The sequence below is a fragment of the Nocardioides marinus genome, assembly GCF_013408145.1.
GTDB lineage: Bacteria > Actinomycetota > Actinomycetes > Propionibacteriales > Nocardioidaceae > Nocardioides > Nocardioides marinus.
In genome coordinates this window covers 3514518-3531689 of sequence record NZ_JACBZI010000001.1, presented here as the reverse complement: position 1 = coordinate 3531689, position 17172 = coordinate 3514518, and the positions used below count along the sequence as shown (strand labels likewise).

The 17172-nt window shown below is 73.8% G+C and carries 16 protein-coding genes; 5 read left to right on the top strand and 11 right to left on the bottom strand.

What is annotated here, in order from left to right:
- Nucleotides 1-78: 78 nt before the first annotated feature.
- Entirely contained in the window at nucleotides 79-1281 is a 1203-nt protein-coding gene (locus tag BKA05_RS16675; RefSeq protein ID WP_343045721.1) for an MFS transporter, read from the bottom strand.
- Nucleotides 1282-1434: 153 nt separating this feature from the next.
- Nucleotides 1435-2748 (bottom strand): choice-of-anchor P family protein, encoded by a 1314-nt coding sequence (locus tag BKA05_RS16670; protein WP_179532426.1) that lies wholly within the window; start codon nucleotides 2746-2748, stop codon nucleotides 1435-1437.
- A gap of 254 nt (nucleotides 2749-3002) precedes the next feature.
- Between BKA05_RS16670 and hutH the strand changes: the two genes are divergently transcribed.
- From hutH to BKA05_RS16650, 4 genes are all read left to right on the top strand, one after another.
- Nucleotides 3003-4595 carry a histidine ammonia-lyase gene (gene hutH, locus BKA05_RS16665; protein ID WP_179532425.1) on the top strand — a complete coding sequence of 531 codons (1593 nt, stop codon included), beginning with the start codon at nucleotides 3003-3005 and terminating at the stop codon, nucleotides 4593-4595.
- Nucleotides 4592-6319, top strand: a complete 1728-nt coding sequence (gene hutU / locus BKA05_RS16660; RefSeq protein WP_179532424.1) for a urocanate hydratase — start codon at nucleotides 4592-4594, stop codon at nucleotides 6317-6319. Before hutH ends, hutU begins: the two co-directional genes overlap by 4 nt.
- A 79-nt stretch (nucleotides 6320-6398) precedes the next feature.
- Nucleotides 6399-6896 (top strand): TlpA family protein disulfide reductase, encoded by a 498-nt coding sequence (locus tag BKA05_RS16655; protein WP_179532423.1) that lies wholly within the window; start codon nucleotides 6399-6401, stop codon nucleotides 6894-6896.
- Between the two features lie 3 nt (nucleotides 6897-6899).
- The gene (locus BKA05_RS16650) at nucleotides 6900-7634 is read left to right on the top strand and encodes a cytochrome c biogenesis protein CcdA (RefSeq protein ID WP_179532422.1); all 735 of its coding nucleotides are present in this window, start codon (nucleotides 6900-6902) and stop codon (nucleotides 7632-7634) included.
- A gap of 22 nt (nucleotides 7635-7656) precedes the next feature.
- Here BKA05_RS16650 and BKA05_RS16645 read toward each other — a convergent pair whose 3' ends face one another.
- The 3 genes from BKA05_RS16645 to BKA05_RS16635 form a co-directional block, all read right to left on the bottom strand.
- A complete protein-coding gene (locus BKA05_RS16645) occupies nucleotides 7657-9552 on the bottom strand; it encodes a hypothetical protein (RefSeq protein ID WP_179532421.1) in 1896 nt (631 codons plus the stop codon).
- A 72-nt stretch (nucleotides 9553-9624) separates the two neighbouring features.
- A complete protein-coding gene (gene dtd, locus BKA05_RS16640; RefSeq protein WP_179532420.1) occupies nucleotides 9625-10062 on the bottom strand; it encodes a D-aminoacyl-tRNA deacylase in 438 nt (145 codons plus the stop codon).
- Between the two features lie 49 nt (nucleotides 10063-10111).
- Complete coding sequence (locus tag BKA05_RS16635) at nucleotides 10112-10255, bottom strand: hypothetical protein (RefSeq protein ID WP_179532419.1); 144 nt, start codon at nucleotides 10253-10255, stop codon at nucleotides 10112-10114.
- Nucleotides 10256-10352: 97 nt separating this feature from the next.
- Here BKA05_RS16635 and BKA05_RS16630 point away from each other — a divergent pair, with 97 nt between their 5' ends.
- Complete coding sequence (locus tag BKA05_RS16630) at nucleotides 10353-10763, top strand: MmcQ/YjbR family DNA-binding protein (protein ID WP_218842435.1); 411 nt, start codon at nucleotides 10353-10355, stop codon at nucleotides 10761-10763.
- 68 nt (nucleotides 10764-10831) lie between these two features.
- Here BKA05_RS16630 and BKA05_RS16625 read toward each other — a convergent pair whose 3' ends face one another.
- The 6 genes from BKA05_RS16625 to BKA05_RS16600 all read right to left on the bottom strand — a co-directional run bounded on the left by BKA05_RS16625 (nucleotide 10832) and on the right by BKA05_RS16600 (nucleotide 17164).
- Entirely contained in the window at nucleotides 10832-11686 is an 855-nt protein-coding gene (locus BKA05_RS16625) for an HpcH/HpaI aldolase/citrate lyase family protein (RefSeq protein WP_179532418.1), read from the bottom strand.
- The gene (locus tag BKA05_RS16620) at nucleotides 11686-12783 is read right to left on the bottom strand and encodes an HpcH/HpaI aldolase/citrate lyase family protein (RefSeq protein ID WP_179532417.1); all 1098 of its coding nucleotides are present in this window, start codon (nucleotides 12781-12783) and stop codon (nucleotides 11686-11688) included. Before BKA05_RS16620 ends, BKA05_RS16625 begins: the two co-directional genes overlap by 1 nt.
- Nucleotides 12784-12932: 149 nt before the next feature.
- Entirely contained in the window at nucleotides 12933-13505 is a 573-nt protein-coding gene (locus BKA05_RS16615) for a DnaJ family domain-containing protein (protein ID WP_179532416.1), read from the bottom strand.
- 46 nt (nucleotides 13506-13551) lie between these two features.
- Entirely contained in the window at nucleotides 13552-15033 is a 1482-nt protein-coding gene (locus BKA05_RS16610; RefSeq protein ID WP_179532415.1) for an MFS transporter, read from the bottom strand.
- On the bottom strand, nucleotides 15030-16379 hold the full coding sequence (locus tag BKA05_RS16605) for a M20/M25/M40 family metallo-hydrolase (RefSeq protein WP_343045720.1): 1350 nt from the start codon (nucleotides 16377-16379) through the stop codon (nucleotides 15030-15032). The genes BKA05_RS16610 and BKA05_RS16605 overlap by 4 nt, the downstream gene beginning before the upstream one ends.
- A gap of 128 nt (nucleotides 16380-16507) precedes the next feature.
- Nucleotides 16508-17164 carry a nitroreductase family protein gene (locus tag BKA05_RS16600; protein WP_179532414.1) on the bottom strand — a complete coding sequence of 219 codons (657 nt, stop codon included), beginning with the start codon at nucleotides 17162-17164 and terminating at the stop codon, nucleotides 16508-16510.
- Nucleotides 17165-17172: the final 8 nt, after the last annotated feature.

The window sequence follows — 17172 nt, the reverse complement described above, 5'->3', positions numbered from 1 at the left end:
CGGGTGGGCACGGGCCGCCGGCCGCGGGGACGTCGTACGCGGTGCGGTGGGGGACGTCCCGTCCGTATGACGTCCCGCTCACCGCAGCGGGTGCTCCTGCTCTGCGGGGACGAGCGGGGCCGCGAGGAGCGGGCAGAGGGCGGCGAGCGCGAAGGCGGCGGCGAAGCCGATCCGGTCGACGACGACACCGGCGACGGGTGGGACGGCGGAGGCGGCGAGGTACTGCGCGGTGTTCTGGGCGCCGAGGGCGCGGCCGGACCAGAACGGGCCGGCCCGCTCGGCGACGGCGGTGAAGGCCAGGCCGTTGTCGGCGACGGTCAGGACGGTCGCCACCACGACCAGCGGGACGGCGATGGCGGCATCCAGCCCGGCTGCGACGCCGAGGGCGCCCATGCACACCGCCGCGGCCACGGCGACCCAGCGCAGCGGGCGCAGCCGGCTGGAGACCCGGTCGCTCAGCGCACCGGCCGCGATCCGGCCCAGGGCCCCGGCGACCTGGGCGAGCCCGACCAGGGATCCGGCGGCGGCCGCCGACCAGCCCCGGTCGGTGATCAGCCAGACCAGCGCGAAGGTCCACACCAGGAACTGCGGGACGACCAGCAGCACGGAGACCAGGTGGATGCGCGCGAGGTACCCGTCGCGCAGGTAGGGGTTCGGGGCGTCCCCCTCGACGCGGGCCGGCCTCGGGGGGTCGATGACGACGGCGATGACGACCAGCGCCCCGACCAGGGCCGCGAGCGTCGGCACCAGCAGCGCGCCGGCCACGCCGTGCCGCTCGGCGGTGACGGCGATCGAGACGGCGGCGACGCCGACGCCCACGGGCTGGGCCATCTGTCGGATGCCCATCGCCAGCCCGCGGCGCCGCGGGGGGAACCAGCCCACGACGACCCGTCCGCTGGCCGAGGCCGTGCTGGCCGCGGCGGCGCCGGCGACCAGCAGCGTGAGCCCCAGCATGGTCGGGTCCTGCGAGCGGGCGCCGAGGACGGCCAGGCCGCCCGCGCCGGTGGTGAGCAGCAGGCCGGTGACCAGCACGAGCCGCTCGCCGCGCCGGTCGGTGACCATGCCCCAGGCGACCAGGGCGAGCACCACGCCGAGGGTGGGCGCGGCGGCCACGAGCCCGGCCTGCGGCAGGCTCAGCCCGAGCTGGTCACGCAGCGAGGGGATCAGGAACGCCGGCCCGTGGATCGTCACCGCGGCCGCTGCCTGGGCCAGCGTCGAGGCGCCGAGCATCGCCCAGCGCCGGGTCCGGCCCGGGCTGCGCTGGTCGACGGTGACGCTCACCGCCCCATCAGAAACCCTCGGCCCCCTCGATCCGGCCCGCGTCTCGCCGTACGGCGTGTGAGAAATGCCGCCGAGAGTCCGTTCGCGCACGCCGACGACCGGTCACGCTCGCGCGGGGGGCGGTGCGCGGGTGACCGGTCGCCGGGGTCTGGGTCAGGACTCGGAGATCGACAGCTTCGAGGTGGCGAAGTCGAGGACCGCGCCGGTGCCGTCGAGCAGCGTGATCCGGACGCCGATCATCCGGATGCCGCCCCTGATCTTCTTCTTCAGCCCCGTCTGGATCTTGGCCAGGCCCGGGATCTCGAGCTCGCCGAGCTGGTCGAGGCTCTGCGGCTCGCCGCCGAGGGTGATGCTCCCGAAGCTGGCCTTGGCGTTGCGCTTGAGCTTGCCGTCGGCGCGGCGGGTGACGTTGACCTTGGACTCGAGCGCCTCGATCACCAGCTGGTCGGCGACGTCGATGCGGGCGACCTTGGAGGCCTCCATGCCGACAGCCTTGGCGCGCGTCTGCTTGCCCTTCTGGCGGGCACTGGCGCCCTCGACGACGATCTGGTCGGCCAGGTCGACGTCGGCGGCGTCCATCGGGTCGAGCTCGCCCTCGGTGCCGGTGCAGGGCATCACCTGGTTGATCACCTTGCCGACCTCGACCAGCTCGCCGAGGACCTTGGCCTTCGCGGGGACGCCGCTGCCGTGGAAGATGCCGGACTTGTAGCCCTTCTCCAGCTTCGAGACCGAGCGCGCGACCTTCACGGTCGTCTCGGTCGGGATGACCTTGATGACCAGGCCGACGGCGTAGGCGCGGGCGTCGTCCTTGGTCGCCTTCTCGATGGTCCGGCCCAGCGAGATCACTGCCACGCCGGGGATGGTCACCGACTGCCCGAGCGAGGGCAGGTCGACGCCCTGCGGCTCGCCACCGGGCGGGGTGAAGAAGATGCCGGCGAGGTCGGTCTGGGCGGTGGCGTGGAAGCCGTCGGCGTCGTGGAACGCGCTGGTGGTCGACTCGACGCCGTCGATCGTGAGGCTGCCGAGGGGGGTGTCGGCGAGCACGATCTCGGCGACCCGGTGGACCGAGGAGGAGGTCGTGACGCCCTTCTTCTGCGAGGTGCTGACGCGGGAGTAGACGCCGCGGACCGTGCCGAGGCCGGGGACCTCGCTCTCGGCGACGAAGTTGCGGTGCGCCTTGCCGGCATCGCTGGTGCACGAGATCGAGCTGAGCGCCGTGCGGTCGGAGCCGACCGGCACCATGCCGCCGGAGGCGGAGGTGCCGTAGCCGTTGGCGCGGAAGGCGAACTGGGTGCGGGTCAGCGTGGGCCGCTCGGCGCTCTGCGCGGCGCTCTCGGGTGCGGCAGCCGAGCCGGCCGAAGCCAGCGCGACCGTGGCGCTGAGCCCCATCGCGAGGGCCGCAACGGTGCCGGTGGCGGTGCGCAGCAGGGAGGGGAGGGACGGGTGGCGGGGGGTGGTGGGGGACATCGCGCTCCTCGGCCACGGGGTCCGAGGCCCCGTGCTCTGGTGGGGTGTGGGTGCCGGTGTGGGTTGCCGGGTGCGCCACGGGGGGCTGTGACGCACGTGACTCCAGGGTTTCCAGCGTGCGCCCGTTCAAACGTCCTGACAGCCCTAGGAGTTGTCCTATCCGCAGTGGTCCAGACCGCGCCGGTCTCGGATACGAGATGCCGAGTGGCTCGGGCTCGTGGCGTCCGACCGGCCGGCGGGCGTGCAATGGGGGCATGGAGAGCATCGAGGTCGGCGTCGGTCCCGTGACGCCGGAGCAGCTGGTCGCGGTCGCCCGGGACGGTGCCGGCGTGCGGCTGTCGCACGAGGCCGAGGCGGCGATCGACCGGGCCCGCGCGGTCGTGGAGGAGCTCGCGGCGGCCGACACCCCGGCGTACGGCGTCTCGACCGGGTTCGGCGCACTGGCCACCCGGCACATCCCGACCGAGATGCGCGCGCGGCTGCAGCGCTCCCTGGTGCGCTCGCACGCGGCGGGCTCGGGGCCGGAGGTCGAGCGGGAGGTGGTGCGCGCGCTGATGCTGCTGCGGCTCTCGACGCTGGCCACCGGTCGCACCGGGGTACGCCGCGAGACGGCCCGGCTCCTGGCCGACCTGCTCCACCACGGCATCACGCCGGTGGTGCGCGAGCACGGGTCGCTGGGCTGCTCGGGCGACCTGGCGCCGCTGTCGCACTGCGCGCTGGCGCTGATGGGGGAGGGCGAGGTGCGCGACGCCTCCGGGGCGCTGGTGCCCGCGGCCGACGCGCTCGCCGCCGCCGGACTCGAGCCCGTCGAGCTGGCCGCCAAGGAGGGGCTCGCCCTCATCAACGGCACCGACGGCATGCTCGGGATGCTGGTGCTGGCCCTGCACGACCTGCGGATGCTGCTGCGCACCGCCGACGTCGCGGCCGCGATGTCGGTGGAGGGGCTGCTCGGCACGGACCGGGTCTTCGCCCCCGAGCTGCAGGCCATCCGCCCGCACCCCGGCCAGGCCGACTCCGCTGCCAACCTGGTCCGGCTGCTGGCCGGCTCGGGTGTCGTCGCCTCGCACCAGGGTCCTCCCGGCAGCCCGGAGGAGTGCCACCGGGTGCAGGACGCCTACTCGTTGCGCTGCGCCCCGCAGGTGCACGGCGCCGCCCGCGACACCGCCGACCACGCGGCCCGTGTGGCGTCGTGGGAGCTCGCGTCGGCGGTGGACAACCCGGTCGTGGTCACCGACCCCGACGGCTCCGGCCGCGTCGAGTCCAACGGCAACTTCCACGGCGCGCCGGTCGCCTACGTGCTCGACTTCCTCGCGATCCCGGTCGCCGACGTGGCCTCGATGAGCGAGCGGCGTACCGACCGGTTCCTGGACAAGGCGCGCAACCACGGGCTGCCGCCGTTCCTCGCCGACGACCCCGGCGTGGACAGCGGCCTGATGATCGCGCAGTACACCCAGGCCGCGATCGTCTCCGAGCTCAAGCGGCTCGCGGTGCCCGCCTCGGTCGACTCGATCCCGTCCTCGGCGATGCAGGAGGACCACGTGTCGATGGGCTGGGGCGCCGCGCGCAAGCTGCGCCGCTCCGTCGACGGCCTGGCCCGCGTCGTGGCGATCGAGGTGATGACCGCGGCGCGTGCCCTGGACCTGCGGGTCTCGACGGGCTCGACCGAGGGGAAGCGGCTCGCCCCGTCGCCGGCCACCGGGGCGGTCGTCGACCTGCTGCGCTCCTCCGGCGTCGAGGGCCCGGGGCCCGACCGCCACCTGTCCCCCGAGATCGAGACCTGTGTCGACCTCGTCCGCAGCGGCGCCGTGCTGGCCGCCGCCACCTCTGTGATCGGAGACCTCGCATGACCTCCTCTCCCTTGTCCTCGAACCCCCGGCTGCCCATCCACGCCGCCACCGGCACCGGGCTCACCGCCCGCTCGTGGCAGACCGAGGCCCCGCTGCGGATGCTGATGAACAACCTCGACCCCGAGGTGGCCGAGGACCCCGACCACCTCGTCGTGTACGGCGGCACCGGCCGGGCCGCGCGGTCCTGGGAGGCCTACGACGCGATCGTCGCCTCGCTCACCGACCTCGCCGACGACGAGACCCTGCTCGTGCAGTCGGGCAAGCCGGTCGCCGTGATGCGCACCCACACCTGGGCGCCGCGCGTGCTGATCGCCAACTCCAACCTCGTCGGCGACTGGGCGAGCTGGGAGGAGTTCCGCCGGCTGGAGGACCTCGGGCTGACGATGTACGGCCAGATGACCGCCGGCTCGTGGATCTACATCGGCACCCAGGGCATCCTCCAGGGCACCTACGAGACCTTCGCCGCCGTGGCGGAGGTGCTCGCCGCGCGCCGGGGGGTCTCGACGAGCCCGACCACCGGGGGCTCGGCGACCCTCGCCGGCACCATCACCGTCACCGCCGGGCTGGGCGGGATGGGCGGCGCCCAGCCGCTCGCGGTGACGATGAACGACGGGGTCGCGATCTGCATCGAGTGCGACGACGCCCGCATCCAGCGACGCATCGACCACCGCTACCTCGACGTCCGCGCCGCCTCGCTGGAGGAGGCGGTCGAGCTGGCGGTCGCGGCACGCGACGAGCGGCGGCCGCTGTCGATCGGCGTGCTCGGCAACGCCGCCGAGATGCTGCCGCGGCTGCTGGAGATGGAGGCCCCGATCGACGTCGTGACCGACCAGACCTCCGCCCACGACCCGCTGGCCTACCTGCCGGTCGGGGTGCCGTTCGCGGAGTGGGAGGCCCGGCGCACCGCCGACCCCGCGGGGTTCACCAAGGAGGCTCGGGCCTCGATGGCCGCGCACGTGCGGGCGATGGTGGAGCTCCGGGACCGCGGCGCCGAGGTCTTCGACTACGGCAACTCGATCCGCGACGAGGCCCGCAAGGGCGGCTACGACCGGGCCTTCGAGTTCCCCGGGTTCGTGCCCGCCTACATCCGTCCGCAGTTCTGCGAGGGCCGCGGCCCCTTCCGGTGGGCGGCGCTGTCGGGCGACCCCGCCGACATCGCGGCCACCGACCGCGCGATCCTCGAGCTCTTCCCCGAGGACGAGCGGCTGCGCCGCTGGATCACCATGGCGGGCGAGCGCGTGCACTACCAGGGGCTGCCCGCCCGGATCTGCTGGCTCGGCTACGGCGAGCGCGCCCGGGCCGGGGCCCGCTTCAACGAGATGGTCGCCTCCGGGGAGCTCTCCGCGCCGGTCGTGATCGGCCGGGACCACCTCGACTGCGGGTCGGTCGCCTCGCCCTACCGCGAGACCGAGTCGATGCTCGACGGCTCCGACGCGATCGCCGACTGGGCGCTGCTCAACGCCCTGGTCAACACCGCCTCCGGAGCCACCTGGGTCTCCATCCACCACGGTGGCGGGGTCGGCATCGGACGCTCCATCCACGCCGGGCAGGTCGTCGTCGCCGACGGCACCGCCCTGGCCGCGGAGAAGATCGAGCGGGTGCTCACCAACGACCCCGGCATGGGCGTCGTGCGGCACGTGGACGCCGGCTACGACCGGGCCGACGAGGTGGCCCGCGAGCGCGGGGTGCGGGTCCCGATGGACTTCCGGTCGCGGGAGTCGTGAGCCGCCGAGGGGCGCACGCGTAAGGAGTTCGTCACCGCTGCCGCCCCCGGCCGGTCCGTGCCCGCGGCACGATGGGGACATGCGCCGCCGACTCCTGCCGCTCCTGATCGTGCCCGCCCTCGCGCTCACCGCGTGCTCCGGGACCTCGACCACCACCGCGACCGACGACCCTGCGCCCTCGGCCGCCCAGTCGGTCACCCCGGGCGCCAGCGTCGCGCCGTCGGAGAGCACGAAGGAGAAGGGGTCCTCCGAGCCCTCGGCCGCGCCGGCCGGCCGGTTGGTGCCGTACGACGAGTGGCAGGCCGACCCGGCGTCGTACGCCGACTCCGACGTGGTGCTCTACTTCGCCGCCAGCTGGTGCCACAACTGCCAGGACACCGACGCCTCGCTCGAGGCCGACGGGGTGCCGGCGGGGCTGACGCTGGTGAAGATCGACTACGACGAGCGGACCGACCTGCGCCAGGAGTACGGCGTGACCGTGCAGCACACCTTCGTGCTGGTCGACGAGGGCGGCACGCGCCAGGACATCTGGACCGGCACCACCACGGGTGCCGACATCGCGGCTCGCGCGGCCTGACCCGTGGTCGAGATCCTGGGGGCCCTCGTCGCGGGGGTCCTCACCACGCTGGCGCCCTGCGTCCTGCCGCTGCTGCCGGTGATCGTCGGTGGCTCGGTGGTCGGGGTGCCGGGAGCCTCCCGGGACGTGCGGCGCGCGCTGGTCATCACCGCCGGCCTGGTCGGCTCCGTGCTCGCCTTCACCCTCCTGCTGCGGGCCTCGACCGTGCTGCTGGGCATCGACCCGGCCGTGTGGCGCTGGGTCTCGGGCGGCATCCTGGTCGTCCTCGGCCTGGTGATGGCGCTGCCCAGCGTCTGGGACCGCGTGACGGTGCGCCTGGGCCTGCAGGCACGGGCCCAGCAGCGGCTCGCGTCGGCCTCGTCGGTCGGCGGTGACACCGGTGCCCTGCTCACCGGGGCCGCGCTGGGGCCGGTGTTCCTGTCGTGCAGCCCGCTCTACGCCTACGTCGTCGTCACGGTCGTGCCCGCCCGCCCCGCCTGGGGCACCCTGCTGCTGGCGGCGTACGCCGTCGGGCTGGGCGGCACCCTGCTGCTGGTCTCGCTCGCGGGGCAGCGGCTGGTGCGTCGGCTGGGCTGGCTGGCCGACCCCGACGGGTGGGTGCGGCGCGGGCTGGGGCTGGTGTTCGTGGCGGTCGGGCTGATGGTGCTGACCGGGCTGGACCGGGACCTGCAGGCCTGGATCCTCGAGCACTCGCCGATCGCACCGTGGGAGCTGGACTCCGGGTTCATCCCGGAGTGACCCGGGGCCGCGCGGCGCGCGCTCAGCCCCGGGGCACCGTGGTCACGTGGACCGCGCGCCGTAGGGTCCCGAGGCCGTCGCAGTCACCGTGGACGTAGTAGCCGACGTCGTAGGTGAACCGGTCGCCGGTGGCGGAGGGGCCGCCGTAGGCGCCGTACCAGCCGCCCGGTGCGCGGGGACAGGACCGGGACTCGCGCGGCACCGGGACCACGTCGAGGTCCTGCCGCGCGCCGCTGGCCACGTCGACCCAGAACGGGTCGCCGTCCAACGGCAGCACGAAGGCGGTCGACCCGTCGTCGCTGACGACGGCCGTCGTGAACCCACCGGGGTCTCGGGGGAGGTCCAGCGCCAACGCGACGACGCGTCCGGCGACGACGTCCCAGACGAACACGTCGGTGATGAAGTCGTCGTCGGAGGACCGGACGACCGCGATCGTGCCGTCGATGCTGGTCCCGGAGACCCCGAGCCAGGGGCGCGGGGCGTGACCGCTGCGGGAGATCGCCGTCGCGAGGTCGAGGTGCCCCAGGTCGCGGCCCTGCAGGTCTGTGTGGGTCAGTTGCGTGTGGGTGCCCGGACGGTACTCCATCACGAACCCGCTGCGGCCGTCCGGCGCGAGGTGCATCGGCGGGGTCTCCACGCGGGAGCCGTCGTGGCCCACCAGCAGCTGGGTGACGCGGCAGGAGCTCGAGCAGTCGTCGTTGCGCACGACCTTCACCAGGCCGTCGACGGTGGGCGCGAACGCGCTGGTGTGCCAGCACCCGCCGTCGACGGGGTCGACCACCCCCGAGCGGCTGACCTCGGTGCGCCGGCCGGTCGGCAGGTGCAGCACCGAGAAGATCTCGACGTGGTGGTACGTGAGGCCACCACAGGCCTGCTGACCGGTGCCCTGCCGCAGGGTCACCCACTCGCCGCCGGGTGAGACCCCCACGACGGACGTGTCGGCGGGGAGCGGGGCGGGGAGCACCATCTCCGGGGCGCGGACGCCGGTGGGGTCCACGGCGAAGAGCCCCGTGGCGGGCGGGGCGGTGCCGATCTCGTCGCCGGGCGGGGTGGTCCCCAGGCCGGTGCGGAAGGGGGACAGGAAGTCCACGGCCAGGACGCGGCCGTCGGCCAGCAGGGCCTGCTCGGCCGCCTGCAGGGTGACCAGCTCGTACGGGCTGCCGGTGCGGGTGGCGAGGAGGACCGGCGTCGGCTCGACGGCGACGTAGCGGGTGCCGTCCGGGCGCTCGGAGAGGACGCGCACCCAGCTGGTGCCGTAGGCGTACAGGCCCAGGGTGGCCTGCCGCCGGGAGCCCGGGTTCGTGCGCTCGGAGACCTTGCGCCACCCGGCGCTGTCGGCGACCTCGATCCGGATCCAGGGCGTGGTGCGCGGCATCGTGAGGACGTACGTCACGCTCGGGAACCTCTTGTCCTCCACCGCGGGGGAGAGCTCCAGGGTGAAGGCGGTGTCCTCGACGACCCTGAGCCGGGCCACCCGGCTGCGCCAGCCCTTCGCTCCTCGCGACGCCGGTGCGACCACACGCACCTCGATGTCGGCCAGCCCGCGGAAGGAATGCTTCAGCCGTCCCTTGCGGGTCACCCCCGACCACAGGGTGCGCCATCCCTTCGTGTCGGCAGGGCGGTACTGGACGGTGACGTCGCGACGCCGCGGCCCCGGCACGGACGCCGTGACCTTCACCCGCTCACCGCGGTCGACAACGTCGGGGACCAGGGTCGGGGCCCTCCGGGAGCCGCGAGCGACCGCGCCGTCGGAGTGGGTGGCCGCGGCGCTGGGGGTCGGCTCGGTCGTGGTGCGGGCGGCGCCGCCGGGCAGGGCGGGGCCGGCGAGGCTGGAGCCCCCCGTGGGGAGCACGGTGAGGGCGACGAGCAGGGAGCCCGCGGCGGCGACGACGGCACGCCGCACAGGAGAGGTCGGCATGGGGATCCGTCCGAGGAGGGGGTGGGGGGAGCCCCGTGAGCCTAGGGAGGTACGCCGTCCGGCGCAGGTGAATCAGGAAGGTCGCGGGCTCTCCAGGACCATCGTGATCGGCCCGTCGTTGACCGAGGCGACCTGCATGTCGGCGCCGAAGACGCCGCGCTGCACGGGGGCGCCCAGGCGCTCGAGCTCGGCGCAGACGGCGTCGTACAGGGGCTCGGAGACGGGGCCGGGCGCGGCGGCGGCCCACGTGGGGCGGCGGCCCTTGCGGGCGTCGCCGTAGAGCGTGAACTGGCTGACCACCAGCACGGGTGCGCCCACGTCGGAGGCGGAGCGCTCGTCGCGCAGCAGCCGCAGCTCCCAGATCTTGCGGGCGGTCCAGGTGACGTCGGCGGGGCCGTCGTCGTGGGTGACGCCGAGGTAGACGAGCAGCCCGGGCTCGGTGGTGGCGCCGACCACCTCGCCGCCGACGGTCACGCTGGCCGACAGGGTGCGTTGCACGACTGCTCGCATGGGGCCATCCTCCCCGGCGCCCGACCCCATCCGGGCGCCGGGGGAGGCGCTACCAGACCCGGCGGGTGTTGCCGCCCATCGGGACGAGGTTGAGCACCAGGCCGACGACCAGAAGGATCGCGCCGATCGTGGTGAGGATCGAGATCTTGGCGATGAGCCCGATGATGAGAAGGATCAGTCCGAGGACGACCATGGGGGTACCTCCTGTGGCGGGCCCGCCCTCGGTGGGCGGGCGTTGTCCCTACCGATTCCCCGTTGCCGGCCGGCCACGCATCCGAAAGGGTGAGGGGGTGGCCCACCCGCAGATGTTCGACGACGACGACCCAGTGCTCGCGCGGCTGCGCTCGGTGGCGCTGGAGCTGCCGGGGGCGGACTGGAAGGTCTCCCACGGGCGGCCCGCGTTCTTCACGCAGAAGGTCTTCGCCTACTACGGCGGCTCGCACAAGGTCGACGGCAGCTGGGTGGCGCACGACTGCGCGGTCATGGTCCAGCCCGACCCCGGTGACCGGCCCGCCCTGATGGAGGACCCGCGTGTGTGGGTGCCCGCCTACCTCGGCGGGGCCGGCTGGCTCGGCGTCGACCTCGACCCCGACCCGGCCGCGGTGGACTGGGTCGAGGTCGGCGAGCTGCTCGATGCGTCGTACCGGCTGACCGCGCCGGCGCGGTTGGTGCGGGAGCTGGAGGGGCGTCCGGCGGGGTAGTCCGAATGATTTCTCACCCTTACTGTGCAGTAAGGGTGAGAACGGATTCGGACTACCCCGATCCGAGCTCAGCCCAGCGCGGAGATCGCGTCGTGGATCGTGAGGGTCCGGCGGGCGGACTCGACGTGGAGGTTCTCGATCATCTTGTTCTTGTACGTCGCGACACCGGAGCCGGCGCTCTCGAAGGCCTCGATCAGCCCCCGGGCGTCCTCGACCGCCTCGGCGGAGGGGGCGAACTGCTCGTTGGCGGGCTCGACCTGGCCGGGGTGGATCAGGGTCTTGCCGTCGAAGCCCATCTGGCGGCCCTGCGCGCACTCGGCGAGGAAGCCCTCGGCGTCCTTCACGTCGTTGTAGACCCCGTCGAGGATCTGCACGCCGGCGGCGCGGGCGGCGAGCAGCGCCATCGACAGCGAGGTCAGCAGCGGGGCGCGGCCGGGCACGTGCTCGGCGTACAGCTCCTTGACCAGGTCGTTGGTGCCCATCACGATCACCGCGAGCCGGTCGGAGGCGGCCGCGATCTCGCGCGCGTTGAAGATCGCCTGTGGCGTCTCCACCATCGCCCACAGCCTGGTGTGCTCGGGCGCCCCGGCCCGCTCCATCGCCTCGACGAGGCCGAGGACCTCGGCGGCGCTGTTGACCTTGGGGACGACGATGCCGTCGGGGCCGGCCTTCGCCGCGGCGGCGAGGTCGGCGTCGTGCCACTCGGTGCCGAGGCTGTTGACGCGGATGGTGACGGTACGCCGGCCGTACTCACCACTGGACGCGGCCGCGCACACGGCCTCCCGGGCGGCGGGCTTGGCCTCGGGGGCGACGGAGTCCTCGAGGTCGAGGATCAGGCCGTCGCACGGGATCGACTTGGCCTTCTCCAGGGCCCGGTCGTTGGCGCCGGGCATGTAGAGGACCGAGCGGAGCACGGTGGTCATCAGTTCGCCTCGCTGTCGATCGAGATGGCGTCGTACTGCTTCTTCAGCTCGGGGTCGATCGCGGCAAGCTGCTCGGCCAGCTCCACCATCACCAGGCACTGCTTGAGGGAGGCGTCGTCCTCCATCTTGCCGTCGAGCATCACCGCGCCGGTGCCGTCGCCCATCGCGGCGACCACGCGGCGGGCGTGGGTGATGTCCTCCACCGAGGGGCTGAAGACCTTGTTGGCGATCGCGATCTGCTTGGGGTGCAGGCTCCAGGTGCCGACGCAGCCGAGCAGGAAGGCGTTGCGGAACTGGTCCTCGCAGGCCACCACGTCGGCGATGTCGCCGAAGGGGCCGTAGTAGGGGTAGATGCCGTGGGTCGCGCAGGCGTCGACCATGCGGGCGATCGTGTAGTGCCACAGGTCCTGCTGGAAGATCGCGCGGTGCGCGTCGGGCTGCTCGGCGACCGGGTCCTGGCGCACGAGGTAGCCGGGGTGGCCGCCGCCGACGCGGGTGGTCTTCATCCGGCGGTCGGCGGCGAGGTCGGCCGGGCCGAGGGAGAGGCCCTGCATGCGCGGGGAGGCGCCGCAGATCTCCTCGACGTTGGCGACGCCGCGGGCGGTCTCCAGGATCGCGTGGACCAGGATCGGGCGGTCGAGCCCGGCCTTGGCCTCGAGCTGGGCGAGCAGCCGGTCGACGTAGTGGATGTCCTCGGCGCCCTGGACCTTCGGCACCATGATGACGTCGAGCTTGTGGCCGATCGCCGGCACCAGGCGGGTCAGGTCGTCCAGGGCCCAGGGGCTGTCGAGGGAGTTGACCCGGGTCCACAGCTGGGTCTTCGCATCGGGGCCGCCGAGCCCGTCGGTCTCGGAGGCGATGGTCACCAGGCCCTCGCGCGCGGCCTCCTTGTTGTCGGCCTTGACGGCGTCCTCGAGGTTGCCGAGCAGCACGTCGACGGAGCCGACCATCTGCGGGATCTTCGCCGCCATCTTCTCGTTGCTGGGGTCGAAGAAGTGGATCGCGCGACTCGGCCGCGCCGGGATCTCGGTCGGCGGGGTCGGCGCCCCCACGGCGAGGGGGCGGAAGAAGTCCTTGGGGCTCTTGCTGCTGGGCATGGTGCGGAAACTAGCAGCGCGTCATTACCCGTCGGTATGACCGATCTGACAGCGGACTCCGAAGGTCTGACTGATGTCAGTCCCACCTTCGGGTTCGCGGTCGAAGGTTCGACCGCGATCCGCAAGGTCTGACTGACATCAGTCGAACCTCACACCTCGCCGGCACGCCGCCGGCGCCACCACCGACGCCGGGGAGCGGAGTTGGCGGCGGAGCGGGCGTTCGCGGCGCGTACGGCGGCGGCCCGCTCGGCCCGACGGGCGGCCCACGCGGCCACGGTCTGCTCGACGTCGCGGGGCATCGTGACCAGGGGCGGGCCGTCGACGGGGGTGTAGCGGGCACGGATGACCCGGGCGTTGAAGTCCTCCACCTCGCGGCGTACGTCGGACTCGACCGTGAAGGAGTCCAGTCGGGAGTCCAGGAGCGCGTCGTCCTTGCGCAGCTGCAGGCTCGGGGGCAGCACCCCGGTGACCTGCTCGCGCTCGATGAGCTTCTTCACCCACCAGTCCGGGTCGTGCTGCTCGCCCAGCCCCTCGATGGGCTTGCCCGCACCGGGCAGGTCGTCGAAGTCGCCGTTGGCCATGGCGATGCGGATCTGCTGGTCGACCCACTGGTGCTGGTAGGCGATCCGGGCCGCCGCCGCGGAGTCCTGGCTGCGCTTGCGTCGTTCCTGCTCGTCGCGGGCGCGCTGGACCTCGCTGGGTCGCGGCTCGGGCTCGGTCATCGCCCTCAGCGTACGGTCGCGATCCCACCCCCCGGAGGAGCGGCGATCAGGCCCCCAGGGTCTCCGGCCGCACGTCCTCGGGGGAGGGGGTGACACCGCCGGCGGAGGGGTGTCGCGGGGCGAGCAGCAGGCACACCGCGGCGACGACCGCGGCGACGGAGCAGACCGCCCACACGGTGAGGTAGCCCGACAGCGGGGCGTGCCCCTCGGCCGGCCCCTCGAGCGACCCGGTGGAGGCCAGGGTGATCGCGAAGACCGAGGAGGCGATGGCGCCGCCGACGGTCTTGGTCGCGTTCGTCATGCCGGTGGCGAAGCCCGTGCGATCCGCGGGCGCGGCGGCCGCGGCCGCCGCGGGCAGCGCGGCCACGAGGGCGCCGGAGCCCAGGCCCGCGATCGCCATGTTCGTCAGCGTCTGGGTGGTCGAGTCGTGGAAGGGCAGGAACAGCCCGTAGCCCAGCGCCACCAGCAGCGACGAGGCCACCAACGCCCCGCGCGGCCCGAGGAACCGGGCGGTGAGCGGCAGGGTGAACGCGCCGACCGCCAGGAACACGACGTACACGCCCACCAGCGTCGAGACGAAGGAGGCGTCCGCGCCGAGGCCGTAGCCGACGAGGTCGGGGTCGGTGCGGGCGAAGGTCGACAGCGGGATCTGTGCGCCGAGCACCGACATGCCGAAGAGGAAGGCCGTCAGCTGGATCGGCCACTGGTCGGGCCGCGCGAGCAGCCGCACGTCGACCATCGGGTCGGTCAGGGAGCGCTCCAGCCGCACGAAGGGCACCAGCGCGACGAGCCCGGCCAGCACCAGCAGCCACGGCAGCACCGCGCCGGGGCCCTGCAGGCGGATCGCGATCAGCCCGCCCATCACGAGGCCGAGCACGACGGTGATCATCCCGAGGCCCTGCCAGTCGTAGCCACCGGTCGCCTCGCCGGGCACGTCCTCGACGCCGAACCAGATCAGCACCAGCACGACGGTCGTCACGATCGCCGGCAGCATCAGCAGCGTGGTCATCGAGGTGGCCTCGACCAGCGCGCCGGAGGTGAGCGCCCCGATGATCACCGACAGCTCGAGCGCCCCCACCAGCACGGCGGCGGCGCGGCGGGTGAGCAGCTGCTGGCGGCCGGTGTCGCGGGTACGCCGGTGGATGATCGCGACCTCGAGCGGCAACCACACGACGTACGCGCCCTGGAGCGCCCACGCGACCAGGAAGGTGCCGAAGGACGGGGCGAACGCCACGCCCCACGACGCCAGCGCCGTGACCGCGGTGGAGAGCACCAGCACCTTCTTGTGACCGACCAGGTCGCCCAGCCGCGCCAGCGGCGGCACGCACAGCGCGGAGACGATCAGCTGCGCGGCCTCGAACCAGTTGACGTCGGCGTCGTCGATCCCGAGGTGGTCGGCGATGTCGCTGAAGATCGGCGTGTAGTAGCCCTGCAGCACCCCGCTGGCGACCTCGACGGCCACGAGCAGCCCGACGATCGCGAGCAGGCCCTGCCCGGGGGTGACGCCGGTGCGGGTGGGGGTGCTCATGCGGGGAGCCTCTCGATCAGGAGCCGGTACCAGGCCACGCCGTCGAGGAAGTCCTCCACGCCGAGGTGCTCGTCGTGGGAGTGGATGGCCTCGCGCTGGGCCTTGGTCATCCGGAAGGGGGCGAAGCGGTAGACCCGCTCGCAGATCTCGGTGAAGTGCCGCGAGTCGGTGCCGGCCATCATCACGTAGGGCGAGGGCACGGCGTCGGGGAAGACCTCGCCGATGGTGGCCTCGAGCAGGTCGAAGGCGAGGTCGGCGTGCTCGGCGGTGGAGTACGGCGACAGCGGGCTCGCCTCGCCCTCCTCGACGACCTCGATGTCGACCCCACGCCCCACGGCGCGGCGCACGTGCTCGAGCACCGACTCCACGGTGTCGCCGACCATCACGCGGATGTTGACGCCCGCGGTGGCGGACCCGGCGATGACGTTGAGCGCGGGGGAGCCCTCGAGCGTGGTGACCGCGAAGGTCGTGCGGACCATGGCCGCGGTCTCGGGGCCGGCCGCGAGCAGGGTGCGGGTGAGCAGGGCGGGCACGCGCGCGGCGGCGGCGACCACGGGGCGCAGCGGCAGCGGCAGGTGCGGGCCGAGGCGCCGGAACAGCTCGACCGTCGGCGCGGGCAGGGCCGGCGACATCGGGGAGGACTCCAACGCGGTGATCGCCTTGGCGATGCGGGCGGTCGGGCCGTTGCGGGCGGGCGTGGAGGCGTGGCCACCGCGGCCCTCGGCGCGCAGCAGCAGGGAGGTGACGCCCTTCTCGGTGACGCCGACGACGGCGACGGGGGCACTCACCCCGGGGAACGCGCCCCCGGCCACGGCGCCGCCCTCGTCGAGCACGAACCACGGCTCGACGCCGCGCCCCCGCAGCACCGCCACCGCCTCGGGGGCCGCCTGGCCGAAGACCTCCTCGTCGCAGCCGAAGGAGAGCCACACGTCCTGCGCGGGCTCGTGGCCGTCCTCGAGCAGCTCCTCGACGGCGGAGCAGATCGCCACGACGCAGCCCTTGTCGTCGAGGGTGCCGCGGCCCCAGATGACGCCGTCGACGACGGCGCCGGAGAAGGGCGGGTGCGTCCAGCGCGACTCGTCCTCGATCGGCACCACGTCGAGGTGGGCCATCAGCACGACCGGCTGCGCGTCGCTCGCCCCGGCCCAGCGGAACAGCAGACCGTGGGTGTGCACCCGGGTCAGCTCCAGCCGCTCGTGCAGCAGCGGGAAGCGGGCCTCCAGCTCGGCCAGCAGCGCGTCGAACACCTCGGTGTCCACCCCGTCGCGACGGCTCACCGTCGGGATCCGCACGGTCGCCTGCAACGCCTCCACGGCGCGCTCGCGCCGAGCCTCCCTCACGGTCACGGGGGGACCCTACGCCCGCGCACCGGTACGGGTGCGCGGATCGCCGGCTCCCCTCGTCTGGGATCCGAGACACCCCGTCCGCCGGGTTCGTTGACCCCGGTCCGGTGCGGCGATGGACTACAGGGGTGTCAGCCCTCCACGGACGCCTCGAGCGACGGCCACCTGCCGCCCCAGCGGCCGCGGTGCGTGACGTCCTCGACGGGCCGGCGCTGCCGGGTGCGCGGCGAGCCGCGGTTGCCGGTGTCCTGCGCGCGGTGGCCCAGGGTGATGGCGCCGATCGGGTCGACGTCGTCGGGCAGCCACAGCTCCTCGCGCAGCTCGATCTCCCGGTGCGGCGGCAGCCCGAAGAAGCAGGCGCCCAGCCCCTCGTCGACCGCGGTCTGCAGGATCAGCAGCGAGGCCATGGCGGCGTCCATGTGCCAGTACGGCACGTTCCACGGGTCGCCGGCCGGGCTGCCGTTGCGGCGCCGGGTGCCGGCCTTGTCCGGGGCGGCGTAGCGGTCGAGGTACGCCGAGCGGTTGCTGCAGGGCACGATCACGACCGGTGCCCGCATCATCCCCGCGAGCCACGGGTCCGGGTCGTCGACGTCGTCAGAGGCGGTCGTCCAGAAGCGGCGCACGTCCTCGGGGGTGTCGAGCACCACGAAGGCCCAGCCCTGGCTGAACCCGGCGCTCGGCGCGCGGGTCGCGTGGTCGAGGACCCGCTGCAGCACGGCCGGGTCGACCGGGGTCTCGGCGTAGTTGCGGACCATCCGGCGCCGGCGTACGACCTCGCGGAACTCCATGCCCCCGA

What these genes read in the sequence shown, in the direction of transcription:
- BKA05_RS16645 (WP_179532421.1), bottom strand. Translation starts at nt 9,552, where the DNA reads ATGCCGACCTCTCCTGTGCGGCGTGCCGTCGTCGCCGCCGCGGGCTCC.
- BKA05_RS16635 (WP_179532419.1), bottom strand. Translation starts at nt 10,255, where the DNA reads ATGGTCGTCCTCGGACTGATCCTTCTCATCATCGGGCTCATCGCCAAG.
- hutU (WP_179532424.1), top strand. Translation starts at nt 4,592, where the DNA reads ATGACCTCCTCTCCCTTGTCCTCGAACCCCCGGCTGCCCATCCACGCC.
- BKA05_RS16670 (WP_179532426.1), bottom strand. Translation starts at nt 2,748, where the DNA reads ATGTCCCCCACCACCCCCCGCCACCCGTCCCTCCCCTCCCTGCTGCGC.
- BKA05_RS16620 (WP_179532417.1), bottom strand. Translation starts at nt 12,783, where the DNA reads ATGCCCAGCAGCAAGAGCCCCAAGGACTTCTTCCGCCCCCTCGCCGTG.
- BKA05_RS16610 (WP_179532415.1), bottom strand. Translation starts at nt 15,033, where the DNA reads ATGAGCACCCCCACCCGCACCGGCGTCACCCCCGGGCAGGGCCTGCTC.
- BKA05_RS16625 (WP_179532418.1), bottom strand. Translation starts at nt 11,686, where the DNA reads ATGACCACCGTGCTCCGCTCGGTCCTCTACATGCCCGGCGCCAACGAC.
- BKA05_RS16600 (WP_179532414.1), bottom strand. Translation starts at nt 17,164, where the DNA reads ATGGAGTTCCGCGAGGTCGTACGCCGGCGCCGGATGGTCCGCAACTAC.
- dtd (WP_179532420.1), bottom strand. Translation starts at nt 10,062, where the DNA reads ATGCGAGCAGTCGTGCAACGCACCCTGTCGGCCAGCGTGACCGTCGGC.
- BKA05_RS16615 (WP_179532416.1), bottom strand. Translation starts at nt 13,505, where the DNA reads ATGACCGAGCCCGAGCCGCGACCCAGCGAGGTCCAGCGCGCCCGCGAC.
- BKA05_RS16655 (WP_179532423.1), top strand. Translation starts at nt 6,399, where the DNA reads ATGCGCCGCCGACTCCTGCCGCTCCTGATCGTGCCCGCCCTCGCGCTC.
- hutH (WP_179532425.1), top strand. Translation starts at nt 3,003, where the DNA reads ATGGAGAGCATCGAGGTCGGCGTCGGTCCCGTGACGCCGGAGCAGCTG.